The following is a 16,651-nucleotide window of genomic DNA, read 5'->3' on the forward strand; positions in this document are numbered from 1 at the left end:
TTCAATCAAGCTTTGCGATCGGGTACAAGATAAGCCGCCAGGGCGGGCAGCAATAAAATGGCCGCAAACACATTGATCAGGAACATAAAGGCCAGCAGGATGCCCATATCGGCCTGGAACTTGAGCGGCGAAAACACCCAGGTGGCCACCGACACGGTCATGGTCACGGCCGTGAACAGAGAAGCCGTTCCGCGCTGCTTGAGCGACTCCACGAAGGCCTCGCGCAGCGGCATGGCGCGCTCGTGCATCTCGTGACGAATGCGCTCAAAAAGGTAGATGCCATAGTCCACACCCACACCCACACTGATGGCAATCACGGGCAGTGTATTGACCTTCACACCAATGCCGAGCAGGGCCATGATGGCGTTACACATCAGCGTGACCAGTGCCAGCGGTATGACAATACACAGGGTGATACGCAGCGAGCGAAACGTTATCAGGCACAGCAGCGAGACGGCCGCAAAGAGTGTGAAGTTCACCATTTTGTCGGCACGCTCCACCACTTCGTTGGTGGCGGCCATCACACCCACGTTGCCCGATGCCAGGCGGAAGGTGACGGTGTCCGAATCATTCTCGGCCTTGAAACGGCGTACCTGGTCCACAACGGCGGCGATGGTGGTCGCTTTGTGGTCGGTGGTATAGAGCGAGATCGGCATGGCATTGCATTGGGAGTTGCGGTATTCGTTGCCAAAGCGGGTGGAGAAACCCACAGCTTGGGCAATCTGCTCCGTCGTTTCAGGCAGCATGCGCCACTTAACCCAGCCTTCGGCAAAGTCCTGTGTCACGGCAGTGATGAAGGAGGCCAGGCTGCGCACGGCTGCCACGCCTTCGACCTGGCGCATTTCAAAGTCAAACTTTTCCAGCTTGCTTTGCATCTCGCGGTTCAGGCACGGGGAGTTGGTACCTTTGACTTCGGCAATCACCTGCAAGAGATCCACGCCGATGGCAAAGTGGCTGGTGATCATCTTCACGTCCTGGTTGTAGCGAGAGTCTTCGCGCAACTCCGGCACACCCATGCTGGTATCGCCGATCAGCAGATTGCGCGTCTCATACAGTGCGCCAACCGTCAGCAGCACCGAAACGCCGATGGGCAACAGCGCACCGCGCTTGGTGGCCAGAAAGCCCAGGCGTTCCCAGATCCAGTCGCCAGCAGTTTCCTTCCCGCGCAGCTTGTGGGCGGCGGCCGACGATATCTTCATATAGGACAGCAGAATCGGCAGCAGCACCTTGTTGGTCATGATCATGACGGACACGCCAATGGTGGCAGTCAGAGCCAGCTCGCGCACGATTTCGATCTCCACCACGGCAATCACCATAAAGCCCAGGGCATTGGCCAGCAAGGCAGTGGTGCCCGGAATGAAGAGCTTCAAAAAGCTGTTGCGCGAAGCCGTCACGCCATCGGCACCGGCCAGCGTCTCCAGCTTCCAAGCATTGGTCATCTGCACAGCGTGGGATACGCCGATCGAGAAGATCAGGAAGGGCACCAGAATGGACAGGGGATCAAGCCCCAAACCCAGCAACGGCAGCAAGCCCATAAGCCAGATCACGGGAATGGTGGCGGCCACTAGGGTCCAAGCCGTCAACATGGCCGAGCCGGAATACCAGAATAGCAAGGCGGCCGTAATGACGAATGCACCGATAAAGAAATACAGCACGCTGGACGCACCATCGGCAATGTCTGCGATCGATTTGGCAAAACCAATGATGTGAACCGAGACGCGGTCATTTTCATATTTTGCTCGGATAGCCTCAAACTGTGCGCCCACAGCCCGCAGGTCTAGCCGTTTGCCAGTGTCCGGGTCCAGTTCCTGCAAGGTGGCCACCACCATGGTCGCGGTCATGTCGGTCGAAATGATGCGCCCCACCCAGTCTGACTTCAGCACATTGGCGCGGACTTGCACGATCTGGTCGGGGCGACCCACAAAATCACCTGGAACCAGATTGCCGCTCTTGAATCCCTCTTCGACCACCTCGTTGTAGCGGACGTTGGGCGTAACCAGCGAGGTCAGCGAACTGCGCTCCACACCCTTGATGTAGAAAACCTCGTCGGTAATGCTGCGCACGGCGGCAAGAACTTCTTTGTCGTAGATGTCACCTTTCTTCACTTTGATGGCCACCAGCACGTTGTTGGCACCACCGAAGTCACCCTGGTAGTCGCGAAATGTCTGCATGAATTCGTGGTTCAGCGGAATCATCTTGGAGAAGCCGGCGGTCACCTGCAGCCGGGTGGCAAAGAAGCCCAGCACCAAGGTGGTCACGATCCCCACAATCAGTAAGGGCAGGCGCCAGTGGAAGATGAGATAGCCAATACGGCCAATGAAACCCTTGGAAAATTCCTCGGATACAAACTCCCCGTGGATCAATGTCTCTGTTGACGGTTTTGCGTCATGTTTTTTAGTCATTGTGAGTCGCTATCTTTACGGGAGTGTTATTTACTGGCGGAGGCCTGGCGGCCCGCAGCCATATGTCCGATGTAGACGATATCTTTGCCGTCCAGCAGTCTGGCCTGTGACAGGGAGGTGCCTTCCGGCGCATGGATGTAGCTAAATGTCTGGCCTTCATCGGCACTCACGGCAAGCAGGCCGTTATTGCCTGCCAGAACCACGCGACCGTCCTGGGCGACCGTGCCACCGTTCAGGGTCGACTTAGAGTCAAAGGGCATTTTTTCCCAACTCTCGCCCTGGTCCTTGGAGCGGTACACATTGCCGCGCATGCCGAAGGCAAGCAGCGCACCGCTGCCCATTTCCAGAATGCCAAAATAGGATCCGGCATAGGGCGACTTCAAGAGCGCCCATTGCTTGCCGCCGTCTGCGGAGCGGGCTATTGCACCGGTTTCTCCGACCAGAAACATCGCTTGCCGGGTTTCAATCACTTTGGATATGTGACGCTCGAAGTCATCGGCGATGACGGTTTCACGGCGCCATGTCTTGCCCTGGTCCTCGGACACCAGGTACAAACCAAAGGCGCCGCAGACCACGAAGTGGCCATTCTTCAACACGCTGATTCCCAGCAGTGCATCTTGTCCCGCTTCCTTGACCTTGATTGCATCCCAACTTTGGCCGCCGTTCTCGGTCCGCAATATGGTGCCGCCATGGCCTACTGCGACGCCAACCTTGTCGTTGGCAAAGACCAGCGCAGTGAGCGTGCGTGAGCTTGCCGTGTTGAAACCTGTCCATGTACGACCGCTATCCTCAGACCGCAACACCACGCCGCGCTCCCCGACAGCCACCAAGGTCTTTCCAACAACGGCGTAGTCCAGCAGTGTAGTTTTGGCAGCTTTAATTGTCACACCTGAAATAGGCTTGTCTACGGCGGCTAGCGCGGCAGACCCATAGATCGCCAGCATTGCCACCAACAAAACAGTGGTTCTTTTGAACGAACGCATCACATTGAACCTCTCACATTCAGCCAAGCTGGGGCTATAACAAGGGTCGGTCACCCGGCCCTTTTTTATTTTCAGAAGAGTCGATCTAATGCATAGACCGACTGCACATTAACGCCATGCAATTAGCGCGTGCCACGACGACGAATAGCATCTGCCGTGAAGTCCGCCGCCATGCCTTTGCTACCCCAGGTGTAGGCAGGTTGCTTGCGTTCGTTGGTCATAGCCGACAGCATGAAGTTACCGTTGCTCAGGTCGTTGTTGATAAACGGTGCTTGGAACATCACGCCGGCGTCATAGGCCTGCACCAGCGGATAGCTGTAGGCACGCCACAGATTGCCACGACCGTCATATCCGTCGGCCTGAACGATGGTGTAACTGTCTTCATCAATGTAGAAGGTCTTGCGAGCGACCACGTGCGAGTTGCCTGGCTTCAAGGTTGCCTCAACTACCCAAACCCGGTGCAATTCATAACGCATCAGATCAGACTTAATAGAACCTTTTTCAAGCATGTCTTTGTACTTGAGAGTTGGGTCTTGCATTTTGTAGGCGTTGTAGGGAACGTACATCTCCTTCTTGCCAGTAAGTTTGAAGTCAAAGCGGTCCATTGATCCCTGGAAGCCCCAATAGTCATCCGTGGTGCGCATGCCTTCAGTACCGTCTTCAATATTGTCATACGCCAAGTCAGGTGCTCGGCGCACGCGACGCTGACCGGCGTTGTAGACCCAGGCTGCGCGAGCACCCTTGGTGAAATCGACAGGGTCATGAACCAGATAGATGGTGCCAACCAAGGTCTCTGGCGCGTCGTAGTAACCGAAGAAGCTGAATATGGCACCTTCGGTGCGTGGTTCCATATTCTGTCCTTGGATCATGTCCTCGCAGAAGCCCACGCGGTAGTAGTCACCTGTGGCACGAACCGGAAGCCAGTCGCGGCAAGTCTTGTAGCCACCAAAGAAGCGCGTGGTGTGGTTGTACATGACTTCTGCACCCGTTTTCGGGATAGGAAATGGTGTGCCCGGTCCAACGTATCCTTGCAAGCTCATGCCGTCCAGCTTGGCTGTGGCGGACTGCTTTTTGGTGGCATCGTATACGCTCTTCGGCTGCGCAAACGAGCGGTGGGTGGGATAGACGTTCAGATAGAAGTTCGGGTACTTCTTGATCATGGCCATCATGCCGACCGTAATCTTGTCCTTGTACTGGTCGGCGTTTTTAGCGTCGATCTTGAACAAGGGCTTTTCGTTCTTGTACGGATCGCTATAACCCATGTCAGCCTTCCATCCCGCGGGCGGTGCCGTCAGGCCGCCAGTCCAGGCAGGGATAGTGCCTTCCTTGTTACCGGCCATTTCGGCGCCATTTGGTGTGAGGTCCTTGCCCAGGCGGTCTAGCTGCGTTGCATCCAATTCGGCCTGAACGGCTGTGCTACCAAGTGTCAGCATGAGCGCGCTGATGGTGAACGCCAGTGATTTTTTCGATAAAGTCATGATTGTCTTTCCAGAGTCAAGTTAGAAGCTCATGCCAACGTTCATGCTGAACGAGTCACGATCGCGCAAGGGGTCGTATTTGGCATTGCGGTTGTAGAACACGGCACCGAGCTCCATGGTGTATTTCTTGGCGTAGCTGAAGCGCACGGAAGGCGCCAGTGCCTGACGGCCTTCAGAGAACTGTCCGTCGAGCGAGTAGCCACTGACATCGTGCGACCAGTAGAGGCCGGGATACACGGTGACGCCAGGGATCAGGTCGGTATAGGTCAGCTCACCCTTCAGGCGATAGCCCCATGAATTGCGTGAGATGTAGCCGTCGTTGTTACATCCAGCTGCATTGATGTTGCCAGCGCAAGTGCCGCCGTAGCCTGCATTGGTGCCAGGACCGAAGATGAATGGCCGTCCATAGCGCAGTGCAGTTGGATCGCTTTTGTAGTCGGGCAAATTATTGGTTTGAAATCCGACCTCAGCAACGAACAAATACTGGTCAGCAGCCAGAATGCCACGGCCCACCTTGACGGCGTTCAACTGAATTTGGGTCTTGGTCGCCAAGGTGTATCCTGGCAGATAGCCGTTGCCGGCAAAGGCTGCAACCGCTTTCGCGCCATAGGGGCCAAATGGGATGGAGTTGCCCGGAGAAATGGCTCCGCCTGCACCTAATGCTGCGTACAAGAGGTCATTTCCATCGATTTGAACCGGCACATCTTTGGATTGACTCAACTCCCCGCCCATGGACCATCCGCCTAAATTGGTTGAAGCACTGACGCCAAAAGTTTTGATGTTCTCCGGGTACTCCCAGAACACAGAGAATGGACTGGCGTTGTTGCTTCCTTTTTGCACAGAAATATTGGGTAGACGCGAATGAAGATTCGTCGCATATAGACCAAATTCGGTATCCAGCTTCTCTGAGTTAAAGCGGTAAGCCAGTCCGAACTCTCCGGCGTTTTTGGCATCTCTACCCTGAATCGTTGGCACAAATGCGTTGGCAGCAACCCCTGACGGGCTGTTGGAAGTTAACGTTACAGCACTGTTGCAAGGTCCCGGATTGGATCCAATATTGCCACTGGCAACAGCCCAGTAGTTGCCACAACCGGCTTCAACCGGCGTGTTCTTCCAATTGGTTTGCCAGAAGGCCTCCACTGTTCCCTTGTCACCCAGGCTTTGGCTGGCATGGATGATGGGTACAGGCAGAAAGACTTCTTTCAGCTGAGCGCCAGGCTTGCGAAACGCGGGCACGTCAATGGGATTGATTGTGTTGATGCCCTGAATGAAAAGGCTTTCGCCCCAGTTCACCACCTGGTTACCCGCGCGCACTTGCAGTGGCTGTCCGCTTACAGTAAAGGTGTCATAGATATACGCATCCAGAAGATAGATACCGCTGAATTTGTTGAGAGTTTCAAACCCGCTATCTGTGAGAGGCGCATTCTGATATCCATTGTTTTGGCTACCGAATTTCACATTCCCGCTTTTTAGCGCCTCGTCGTACCAGGCCTTACCTCGCACCAGGAAGCCCATGGTTCCCTTCTTCCCTTCGAACTCGCTGAATAGCTTGATCTGCGTCGTGTAGCGGTCGCCCTTGTCGTAGTTCAGATTTCCTTCGTCAATGGTGTTGGCCCCAGTGCCATTGGTCAACCCGATCAAGGCGCCATTTCCTTGTCCGTATAGCTTGGAATCACGCTCGCCGGTACGCCAGCTGGATCCCAGGGAAATAGAGGAACTCCAGTTACCAGTCCATCCATCGCCCATTTCAAATTCACTGGCCCAGGAAGGGGCGGCCCAGGCCGCAGTCAATAGTGTGACTAAGGCCGTGCGCCGTGCGTAAAGTTTTCTTCGTTTGTTCATGTTGTCTCCTGAGTATGTTTGTCGCCTGCGCACATTGAGTGGAATGCCCTAAAATAATATACAACTAGCGAATCGTACGCAAGTGCATGATATGCGAGTGTTATGTATTTTGTATACGGGGTTTCCCCTATAAATGGCTATTTAAGGGGTTTATAAAATGTTGTTTACGTGACTTTTCTGGAGTCGCCAACATGGTGCGGAACAGAAATTTCAGCATCAGATTCAGTAAATGGCGTCATTGCCAGTAACCAATCAGAATGATTCCAAAAAAGAAGACCACCCAGGCTTCAAAGGCAATACGCCAGCACAATGGAGCTGTTCGCAGTTCCATGAAATGGAGAAATACCATTCGCACCTTGAATGCGGCAATGACCAAGGCCGCAGTTGATGCGAAACGAGCATTGAGACTGTGGTGCTCAATTAGCCACCAGGCCAGTCCGCTGGCTGACATAAGTAGCAACCATATTTCGGTGGCGTGAGGCCCTATTGGTTTGGATAGTCTCATTGCAGTAAATAGAGCAACGGAAACAAGACAATCCAGAGCAGATCTACCATGTGCCAATAACTGCCACACGACTCGATGAAAACAACGTATTGCTCATCAATCGCTTGATTTCTCGACTTACTCACGCAAACTGCCAGCGCAGCCATCCCCAGCACAAAATGAAGAAAGTGAATGCCGGTAAAAATGAAGTAGTACATGAAGAATTCATTGGTCAACATAGTGATGCCGGCCCTGATCTTTTCTGAGTATTCAAGTATCTTGTTGGCTGCAAAGCAGCTGCCAACCAGCATGGCAAGCACTAGGTACCGTGTTACTCGATAGCGGTCTCCATTTTTGGCGGCCTGCACAGCCAGAACCATCAACCAACTGCTGGTCAACAAAATCAGTGTGCTGAGTAAACCCAATGCGGGTTCAAGTACCTGCCTGGATGTTTCATACAGCGCCGGGTTTTCAACACGTCCAACCGTGAACAACGTGAAGAAAATCCCGAACGCCATCATGTCGGCAAAGATGAATACCCATACGCCGAAGTCCCCCGCCAAACGGGGCGAAATTTTGACTGCATCCGACATGTAAAACCTAGAGCCTGTTTTCTTTCTCGATTCGGTTTATTGCCTTCAATATGTAGTAAGTCAATGTTGGACACCATACAAACCAAATCATGAACTCAATCCAGAAGTTCAAAATTCCATCGCGGGCAAAAGGCCCTGACTTGAAGAAAGGCATCAGGCATTCAGCAACAAACATGAAACCAACCCAAATGCCATACCAAGCAAGCCATTTGGGGATAAGTGGAGTGGTACGCGTGTCCCTCATGAATCCAACACCGGCAGCAAAGAGCTGAACTGTTGTGACCGCGTAGGCCAAGTCAATTAACAGCCAGGCCATGTCATACAACAGTTGAAGCACATAGTCAGGCAGTGCTTCCGGGCGGTATGCTCCCGCGAGCCAGAAAGATGTTGAAACCAGAACTGGCACCACGGTCAGTCCTGCGCCCCAAACTTGCAGGTCAACCAGAATGCTGCCCTTGGGCACAATCCTCGTCATCACGCGGCCAATAGCCAGTCCCCAAACAGCGTAAAGCACCGCGAAGGTCATGGCCAGTACCATGCCAGTGCGGATGGTGTTGGCTTCGGTCCGGAACCAGTTTGCGATGGTCGCAGCAGGCAGATCCGCATTCCAAGGCGGAATGTTATGCCCCATGATTCCCCAGAATACGATGAAGACCGACATGAACACCGGCCCCATCCAGGCACAGAAACGCCAATAGTTGTATTCGGTTGCGTCTGTGAATTGATCTTCTTGTGTCATGGCTATTCCTATTTTGATTGGTGGGTTGTGCTTACATGCCAACCGGGTTTTCGTCCCGGCCGTCTGTAAATTTGTCGAAATGGATGGAATCCAGCGGCATGCCAAAGTCCACCAGTTTGGAAATGGCGGCGTCGATCATCGGGGGCGGTCCACACATATATGCCTCTGCACTTGCCCAGTTGATGTCACCCGCGGCGGAGGCAATGTATTCGGTCACCATGCCTCGTGCGCCTTGCCAGTTGCTGTCGGGAGGCTCATGCGAGAGCACTGGCACAAAGTTATAGCGATCCAGCCAGCCTTCACCCATGCCTTGCAGCGTTTCCAGCATGTACAAATCGGCCTGTGTGCGTGCGCCGAACACCAAGCTGCAGGGCCGTTTTATGCGTGACTTGCGCGCCTGCTCCAGCACACTGAGCAAAGGCGCCAGGCCGCTGCCACCGACCACGCAGACCATGGGCGCATTGCCTGCTCGCAGGTGAAAGTTGCCATGCGGAGCCTCCAGCGTCAGCGGTTGGCCTTGCAACTTGCCGCTGAACAAAGCATCGGTAAACGCACCGCCCGGCACCTTGCGGATAAAGAAGTTCAGCTCATTGCGACCCTCGCGTTGCGGCGCATCGGCAAACGAATAGTGGCGGCTGCGTGGCAAACCCGGCGCGCGCACGCTGGCGTACTGGCCGGCCACGTAGTGCACACGGCGGTCCGTGCGCAGCGTGACCTTCAGAATGTCGGAGGTCAAGGTTTGTGTTTCGGTGATGGTGGCGGTGAACGATTCAGGCGGTGGCACGTCGGCACCAGGTGCTTCGATTTCCACCACCGTCAGCGCATCGCGGGGAAAGGCCTGGCAGGCCAGAATAAAGCCCGCATCTAGCTCCAGCTTGGACAGCGTGTAGCCAAAGGGTGTGGCCTCGCGTACACGCCCCTGCTTCAGGCGCGACTTGCAGGAGGCGCAGGTACCCACGGTGCAGTCATGCGGAAAGGCAATGCCGTTGGCGAGTGCCGCCTCCAGCAGGGTTTGGCCGGAGCCGATGTCAATGGTGATGCCTTGAGGCATCACCTGCAGTTGGCGCTTGGGCGCAGCGCCCACCAGGGACTTGATGAATTTGAGCATGGAGCTTGTGCGTGTGTGGAAGACCATTGCCGTGGAGGCACTAGTGGGGCGCTATTTGCGCAGCGCCTGATGCGCCAACATGGCCACCGCCACCAGCGACACCAGAGTGAACAATAGCGCCGGCGCCAGGCCCAGTACCGCCGCCAGATTGGAGGTGCCGAAGCGGTTGTCACCAAAAGTCAGCGCCCGGTTGGGGGACAGCAGCGCGGCCCAGTAGAACAAGGTGTTGGCCCAGCCGGTGCCCACCAGCATCCAGCTGATCTTGCGTGCGCCCGGCGCATCGAAGCCGACCACCGGCAGGACAAGCGCTGCGATCATGATCATGAAGGCATTGAGCATGCCACCCAGATGCGCGCGCACCCAGGCGTCGGTAGTGCCCGGCAGCTGGAACGGCAGAATCGTGCCGGGCCAGACTTCCATGCCCCCGAGCAGGCTGGCCAGCAGCCCCACACCGGCCAGCATGCCGACCAGCAAAATCAGGGCGGCATGGCCAATCATGGAGCGCTGTATGGCATTCAAGCCTACGGCTGCGTTCATCGTGCGGTAACCGGTTGTTGCTTGACCCACTCTTCCCATCCGGCGTCCCGGTTCTGCTGGGCCGCCAGCTTCTGCTCGGCTGGCGAGGCGAACTCGTTGTCCCAGCGCTTCAGAGCCGGCTTGATGATCAAGTTGAACCACACCGGTGGTACCAACGCCGCAAAGAAGCACACAAAGACACTGGGCATGCGCACCGATTCCTTGTGCGGTACCAGTTCATAATAGGACAGATACGAGTTCAGATGGTGGTCGGCGTGGTTGGTAATCTCGAATGCCACCAGGCGGGAGAGGGGCCCGAAGTGGTTCCAGACATGGCGTTTTTCAATCGGTGTGCCTTCGACCCGGACCTGGCCGTAGTGCTGGAAGTAATTGAAGGTTTCAACCCAGAAGCGGGCCACTACCATGGCGGTCAGGGCCAGGGCCACGGCAGTCCAGCCGCCGATAGAGAACAGCAACGATTGAAACAGCAACTGTGCCAGCACGGCACGCCAGATATGGTGGCGGATGGACCAACGACCGAAGCCACGCTTTTCCAGTGCGTCGGACTCGATACGCTGGGCCAGCAGGGTGGATTCCAGCACCGCCTTGGGGGCAAAGGAGTACAGGGTCTCGCCGCGTGCCGCACTGTCGCTGTCGTCGGCCGTGCCCACATCGCGGTGGTGGCTGACCACATGGGCTTCCATGCGCGTGGCGTCCAGATAGCAGATCTGGGCGTAGCGTCCGACGCTGCGGCCGATCCGGCCGCGGGCATGGTAGAGCTCATGTGCAGCCGATACCAGCGGCACCACAGACAGCCAGGCGCAGCTGATCACGGCACCGACCATCTGCAATCCCGTCAGGTCATGGGTTGCAACGGACCAGGCCAGCATCACGTAGAGCAGCGGTCCCAGCAAGGTGGAGAGCCAGACCGGCACAAAAGCCAGTGCCTTGTTGCGCATCTTGCGCGGGCTTAAGTCCAGTGGCAGCAAGGTGTCGATGATGGCCAGGGTCGGAAACAGAGCCAGGCCGATCCAGACATAGTCACCCCCCAGATAGAGGCCGAACATGGCGAGCAACTGCGTGAGCGGCGCCAAATAGTATTTTGTGTATTCCCACATAGAGTTCTCCTGAATAGGTGCTTAAAACACGACGACGGGTTTGATCACGTCGCCGCTTTCAGAGGCCGCCATGGCCTCGTTGATTTGCTCGAACGGAAACTTCTTGATCAAGCGATCAAAAGGCAACTGACCTTTCTTGTAGAGCTCGATGAGCTGGGGAATGAAGACCTGCGGGTCGCTGTCGCCTTCAACAATGCACTTCAGGCTCAGGCCGCGCGCGTAAATACTCATGATGTTCAAAGGCACCATGGCGTCGGGTGGCGGAATACCAATCAGACCGAGCTGACCGTTGGGCAGCAGCACCTCGGAGGCGGTGGTCATGATGGCCGGAATGCCGGTGGTGTCCAGCGCATAGTCCACCCCGGCACCACCGCTGGCGGTGCGAATGGCGGCCACGGTGTCCGAGCCATCACGCGGGTCAATGGTGGCCGTCGCACCCAGCTCCATAGCCAGTGCACGGCGTGCGGCATTGGGCTCCACCAGAATTACTGCTGATGCGCCCACCACCTTGGCCGCCATCACGGCGCTCATGCCAACGGCACCAGCACCAAAGATCACGATGGCGCGACCCGCACGCACCTTGAGCGAATTCATCACCGCACCGGCACCGGTCTGGATACCGCAGCCCAGAGGGCCGAGCAAGTCCAGGGGCAGCGAGCGATCCACCTTGACGGCGTTCTTGGCCCGCGCAATCGCCAGAGTGGCAAAGCTCGACTGCCCAAAGAAGTTGCCATGCACCAGTGTGCCGTTCTGACTCAGCGGCGAGCTGCCGTCTTCCAGCAGGACGCCTCCGAAATTCAGACCTAAAAACTGGTGGCAATAGGCTGGCTCATGGCTTTTGCAGTTGGAACAGGCACCGCAGGAGTTGAAGGAGAAGATGACGTGGTCGCCAACCACCAAGTTACTGACCTTGGCGCCGACGGCCTCGACAATGCCCGCACCTTCATGGCCAAGCACAATCGGCATGGGCACTGGGAATGCGTCGCGGCAAACAATATCGGTATGGCAGACACCGGTGGCCACCAGGCGCACCAGCACTTCGTCGTCGCGAGGTGCTGCCACATCCACGGTCTCCACTGTCATCGGCGCGCGTTGTGCTCGGGCGATGGCTGCGCGTGCCTGGCGGGCCGCTTTGGACGCCTGTAACGGTTGGCCTTCGACTAGTTCTGTGCCCATTTGAATATCCTTATTTGGTAAGTTAGCGTACGACCTTGTATTTGATAGAATTCACACCTCTGTTGGACCCATCTTTTGGTGGGTCATAACAAGGGCTAACCCTAGGTTGTCCCTGCTAGGCAGCTGGTTTGGGGGGATTCTGATCAAACCCGTATAACGCTTGGAATCTTGTGCTTTGACACCTACCAGAACACCCTTCCCGTTGCCGCCTTTGCCGCTTGAAACGGGTGCGCCATCGCTGTTGCCAGCAACCAGCGATGGCCTGCATGCCGAGGGTGGCCCGCCCAGCTTTACCTTCGACACCATCCAAACTCGCGCGATTTCCATACTCATGCAGGCGGAGCCGATGCCCAAGCTGCTCACCGTCTGTGCGCCGCCCGGCTATGGCAAGACGGTGCTGCTTAGCCGGCTGCACGAAGAATTTGTGTCCCGGGGCTGCCTCTGCCTCTGGGTGCAATTGGACGACCGCGACATCGACTTGGCGGCTTTGCTGCACCGCATGCGTGCGGCCCTGGAATACGCGGGCGTTGCCATTCATTCGGACAGCGCAGAGCCCAAGCTGCCTTTTGCCGACCGAGGTGCGGCGGCGGACGCCATGGTCAAGCTGCTGACCGGCCTGCCCGGCTCCACCCTGCTCTTTGTTGACAACCTCGGTTTTTGCGACGACCACCTGCTGACGCCCTTCCTGGAGCGGCTCGTCTTTGCCACTGGCTCCGGCCTGCGCTTGGCGCTCTCCAGCACCCATGCCATTCCGATTGACACGGTGCGTGCCAAGCTTAATGTAGGCGCCTTTGAGTTGAGCGCACGCCATTTGAGTTTTGACCGCGATAGCACGGCGCAACTTCTCAAACAGGTAGGCATTTCTGCCCCCACCGATGCCGATCTCGATGGCATCGTGGCCCAGACCGAAGGCTGGCCCGCGGCGGTGCGCTTGCTGCAAGTGCTGTTAGCCGTGGACGTGAACCGGCTGGAGGGCAAAGCGCCGCCGGACATCGCCCGGGTGCTGAGCCGCTTCAATGGCGACCACAGTGATATTGCCCGGGTGCTGACCCACCGCGTGCTGGTGGGCTTTGAGCCGGCTGTGGTTCAGTTCATGATCGAGGTGGCGCTGGTGCGGGAATTCAGTGCCGACCTGGCTGCCCATATGACAGGCCGTGCCGAGGCGCGGGACTGGCTGAATATGTTGGTGCAGCGCAACATTCTGATCTTCCCCCTGGACAGCAGCCGGCGCTGGTTTCGCTTTCACACTCTGATGCGCGAGTTTCTGATCGTCGAGGGCCAGGAGCGCTGCAGTATGGAGCGTCGCCGCGAGGTGCTGGATCGGGCGGCCCGCTGGCACCAGGCCAATGGGGATAACGTCACCGCCATTGGCCTCGCCCTGGAAGCAGGGTCCAACACACTGGCTCAGGCACTGCTGGACCGCATCGCCCACGTGGTGGTCGGCGACCACGGACAAATGGGCTCGCTGATCAAATGGGTGGACCGCTTGCTGGACGCAGGCGTGGCTCCCTCGCTCGAGGTGCATGTCTGGTTTGTCTGGGCCTTGTGTGATTCGCTGCAGTACGAGCGCGCGCGCAAAGCGCTGGATGAGTTTGACCAGCGTGTGACTGGCGAGGTATCCGTCGGTGCTGCCGCTAGCGGTTTGCACTCCCGCTTGCTGTTTTTACGCATGCTGGTAAACGTCTTCACCGACCGGCTGGATGCTGCGTATGAGCAGGCCAATGCCTGGCTGGACAACGGCGGCGAAGGCGCGGCCTTGATTGTCTCGACCGTCACCTCGATTGCCGGCATTGCCGAGATCGACCATGGCGACCTGACGGCCGCGCGTTTGCGCATGGGTCAGGCCCGTCCGGCGATAGACCGCTCGGACAGCGCCTATGGCCTGGCCTGGGTGGGCATTCTGCGGGCTTGCATCGAAATCGGCCAGGCTCGCCCAGATTTGGCGGACCGCGTGCTGTTGGAGGTGCGCGAGCAGGTGGTGCGGGTGATAGGCACGGAAGCAGGTCCCGTCATCACTATCGATTTCGTGCATGCCCGCGCCCTGCTGGATCTGGGACGCGTGGAGGCGGCGCGCGAGTTGGCGCTGCGCGGCCTGAGCCGTGCCATGAACAACGGCATCATGGTCTCATTGGAAAACGGTCTGATCGCCTGTGTTGCCATGTGGGGCACGCCTGGCGACGACACCTTCGCCGAGGCCTTACTGGAGCGGGTGGCGCACAGCTACCCAGCGCGTGGACAAGCCCTGCTGGGCGCCAGCAAGGTACGCCGGCTGCTGGAGCTGACCCGGTTTGGTGAAGCGCTGGCCGAGGCCGAACGCATAGGCCTGAGCGGTGCGGGCCGCGCAGCCGCCCTCAGCATGCGCGAACGCGGCGACTGGATGCTGGCGCGCATGGAACTGGAGTTGGCCCACGGCTCCTACGAACTGGTGCTGAGCCAGGCGGATTTGCAACTCAAGGAAGCGGCGCTGCAGGGGCGCGACCGCGACCGCCTGGAGCTACTGCTGATTGCCGCCGATGCCCACCAGCGCATGGGAAAAACCAGCAAGGCCCTGCGCCATTTTTCAATGGCCATTGCCTTGGCAACGCCCGGCAATGTGGTGCAGCCCTTCAAGGTGCGAAGCGGTCTGCTGGATGCATTGCTGGCGGGCAACAGCGACAAGGATTTTGGTTTGATCCAGCCGGCCGAGCGATTTTTTCTGGAACGTCTGCGCTTTCGGGAGTCGGCACAGGTGGCGACTGGCGAGCTGCGCTCGTCGTCCAGCCGCGCTGACGACGAGGCCAACGCGGTCACGACCAGTACGGCCGCTACCGCCGGCACGCCCAGTCTGCGGGAAATCCAGCTGCTGTCGCTGCTGGACGAAGGCCTTAGCAACGAGCAGGCGGCAGACAGGTTGTCGCTGTCGGTCACCACGGTGAAGTGGCACTTGCACAATGTGTACGGCAAACTGGGGGTGCGCAGCCGTTCTGCTGCCCTGGCGCGGGCTCGGGCCTTGAATCTGATCGGGCGTTGAAAATCACTTCAAAATGTAATACAGTAGCGTACATTATTGTTACGTACGTATTGTGTGGACCCCCGGCCCTTTCATTTTGGAGACTCTTTTCTATGACTACCCCCTCGTCGATTCGCGTGGAAATGCAGGCGGGCCTGGCCATCGTCAGCCTGGCCCAGCCCGCCCGCGGCAATCCCTTCGACGGCCAGTTTTCGGCTGACTTCAAGCAGGTCTTTTCGGACCTCTGGGACTTGCCCGGTTTGCGCGCGGTGCTGCTGCGCGCTGATGGCGACAACTTCAGCTTTGGCGGTGACCTCAAGACCTTCTACCCGTTGCGCGACCAGCTGGCACCCATGGTGCGGCGCTGGACGGCTGACCTGCACATGGGCTTGCAGCGCGCTTGGCAGCTGCCGGTGCCGGTGGTGGTAGCCGTGCAGGGCTGGGCCATGGGCGGTGGTGCCGCCCTGCTGGCGGGTTGCGATGTGGTGCTGGCGGGCGAGTCCGCCCGCATCGGCTCCGCCTTTGCCAAGATCGGTTTCAGCTGTGATTCGGGCTCCAGCGCCACTCTGACGGCGCGCATGGGTGCAGCCCGGGCCCGGCGTTTCGTGCTGCTTGGCGAGGTTTTGAAAAGCCAGGAGGCGTTGCAAGCCGGCCTGGTGGACAGAATCGTCCCAGATGCTGAATTGCAAGCCCAAGCGCTGGCGCTGGCGCTGGAATTGGCCGAAGGCCCGACCGTGGCCTTGGGTGAAATCAAACGGCTGTTTCTGCGCGCTGGCGCGGCCCATCTGGAATCGCAGATGGAAGACGAGGCCTTGACGCTGGCGCGCGTGTCAGCCACTGCCGATGCCCAAGAGGGCATTGCCTCGCAGGTCGAACGCCGCAAGCCGGTTTTCCGCGGCTGCTAAGCGCCTGCGCGGCCCACGCCCGCAGACCCTGCGATTTCGCATGTCCTGCTGTACAGGCCTGCGCCGCGACATGCCATTCCCACACTGCATACCCGAGGAACTCCCATGACCGATCTGTCCGCCGACTTCAAGGCACTCGCCACTTACCGCCCGCTCAACAAAGTGCGCTTTGTCACGGCCGCCAGCCTGTTTGACGGCCATGACGCCGCCATCAACATCATGCGCCGCATCCTGCAAGGCATGGGCGCTGAAGTCATCCACCTCGGGCACAACCGCAGCGTGGACGAAGTGGTCACCGCGGCCCTGCAGGAAGACGCC

At 58.0% G+C, this 16,651-nt stretch carries 14 protein-coding genes; 3 read left to right on the plus strand and 11 right to left on the minus strand.

All coding sequences use genetic code 11. The features are described 5' to 3' along the window. Positions 1-5 precede the first annotated feature (5 nt). The 11 genes from AC097N_RS20405 to AC097N_RS20455 all read right to left on the minus strand — a co-directional run bounded on the left by AC097N_RS20405 (position 6) and on the right by AC097N_RS20455 (position 12,439). Positions 6-2,402, minus strand: a complete 2,397-nt coding sequence (locus AC097N_RS20405) for an efflux RND transporter permease subunit (protein WP_479583910.1) — start codon at positions 2,400-2,402, stop codon at positions 6-8. A gap of 26 nt (positions 2,403-2,428) precedes the next feature. After that, complete coding sequence (locus tag AC097N_RS20410; RefSeq protein WP_479583911.1) at positions 2,429-3,289, minus strand: YCF48-related protein; 861 nt, start codon at positions 3,287-3,289, stop codon at positions 2,429-2,431. 218 nt (positions 3,290-3,507) lie between these two features. Next, complete coding sequence (locus AC097N_RS20415; protein ID WP_479583912.1) at positions 3,508-4,863, minus strand: DUF1329 domain-containing protein; 1,356 nt, start codon at positions 4,861-4,863, stop codon at positions 3,508-3,510. A 21-nt stretch (positions 4,864-4,884) separates the two neighbouring features. Beyond that, positions 4,885-6,705 (minus strand): DUF1302 domain-containing protein, encoded by a 1,821-nt coding sequence (locus AC097N_RS20420; RefSeq protein WP_479583913.1) that lies wholly within the window; start codon positions 6,703-6,705, stop codon positions 4,885-4,887. Between the two features lie 235 nt (positions 6,706-6,940). Next, positions 6,941-7,210, minus strand: coding sequence for a cytochrome C oxidase subunit IV family protein (locus AC097N_RS20425; protein ID WP_479583914.1), 270 nt, complete (start codon positions 7,208-7,210; stop codon positions 6,941-6,943). Further along, positions 7,207-7,782: a cytochrome c oxidase subunit 3 gene (locus AC097N_RS20430; protein ID WP_479583915.1), complete on the minus strand. Its 576-nt coding sequence runs from the start codon at positions 7,780-7,782 to the stop codon at positions 7,207-7,209. Before AC097N_RS20430 ends, AC097N_RS20425 begins: the two co-directional genes overlap by 4 nt. Before the next feature lie 7 nt (positions 7,783-7,789). Continuing rightward, positions 7,790-8,521 carry a hypothetical protein gene (locus AC097N_RS20435; protein ID WP_479583916.1) on the minus strand — a complete coding sequence of 244 codons (732 nt, stop codon included), beginning with the start codon at positions 8,519-8,521 and terminating at the stop codon, positions 7,790-7,792. A 31-nt stretch (positions 8,522-8,552) separates the two neighbouring features. Beyond that, positions 8,553-9,629 (minus strand): 2Fe-2S iron-sulfur cluster-binding protein, encoded by a 1,077-nt coding sequence (locus AC097N_RS20440; protein WP_479583917.1) that lies wholly within the window; start codon positions 9,627-9,629, stop codon positions 8,553-8,555. A 51-nt stretch (positions 9,630-9,680) separates the two neighbouring features. Beyond that, positions 9,681-10,166: a styrene-oxide isomerase StyC gene (gene styC / locus AC097N_RS20445; protein ID WP_479583918.1), complete on the minus strand. Its 486-nt coding sequence runs from the start codon at positions 10,164-10,166 to the stop codon at positions 9,681-9,683. Further along, positions 10,163-11,263: an alkane 1-monooxygenase gene (locus AC097N_RS20450; protein WP_479583919.1), complete on the minus strand. Its 1,101-nt coding sequence runs from the start codon at positions 11,261-11,263 to the stop codon at positions 10,163-10,165. Before AC097N_RS20450 ends, styC begins: the two co-directional genes overlap by 4 nt. A 21-nt stretch (positions 11,264-11,284) precedes the next feature. Then, positions 11,285-12,439, minus strand: coding sequence for an NAD(P)-dependent alcohol dehydrogenase (locus tag AC097N_RS20455; protein ID WP_479583920.1), 1,155 nt, complete (start codon positions 12,437-12,439; stop codon positions 11,285-11,287). Between the two features lie 175 nt (positions 12,440-12,614). On the opposite strand from AC097N_RS20455, the gene AC097N_RS20460 reads away from it, so the two are divergent. The 3 genes from AC097N_RS20460 to AC097N_RS20470 form a co-directional block, all read left to right on the plus strand. Beyond that, positions 12,615-15,449 carry a winged helix-turn-helix domain-containing protein gene (locus AC097N_RS20460; protein WP_479583921.1) on the plus strand — a complete coding sequence of 945 codons (2,835 nt, stop codon included), beginning with the start codon at positions 12,615-12,617 and terminating at the stop codon, positions 15,447-15,449. Between the two features lie 92 nt (positions 15,450-15,541). Continuing rightward, a complete protein-coding gene (locus tag AC097N_RS20465; RefSeq protein ID WP_479583922.1) occupies positions 15,542-16,333 on the plus strand; it encodes an enoyl-CoA hydratase/isomerase family protein in 792 nt (263 codons plus the stop codon). 105 nt (positions 16,334-16,438) lie between these two features. Then, a partial coding sequence (locus AC097N_RS20470) for a hypothetical protein (protein WP_479583923.1) occupies positions 16,439-16,651 on the plus strand: 213 nt, incomplete at its 3' end.

This window comes from Rhodoferax sp. LS1R11 (assembly GCF_056521395.1).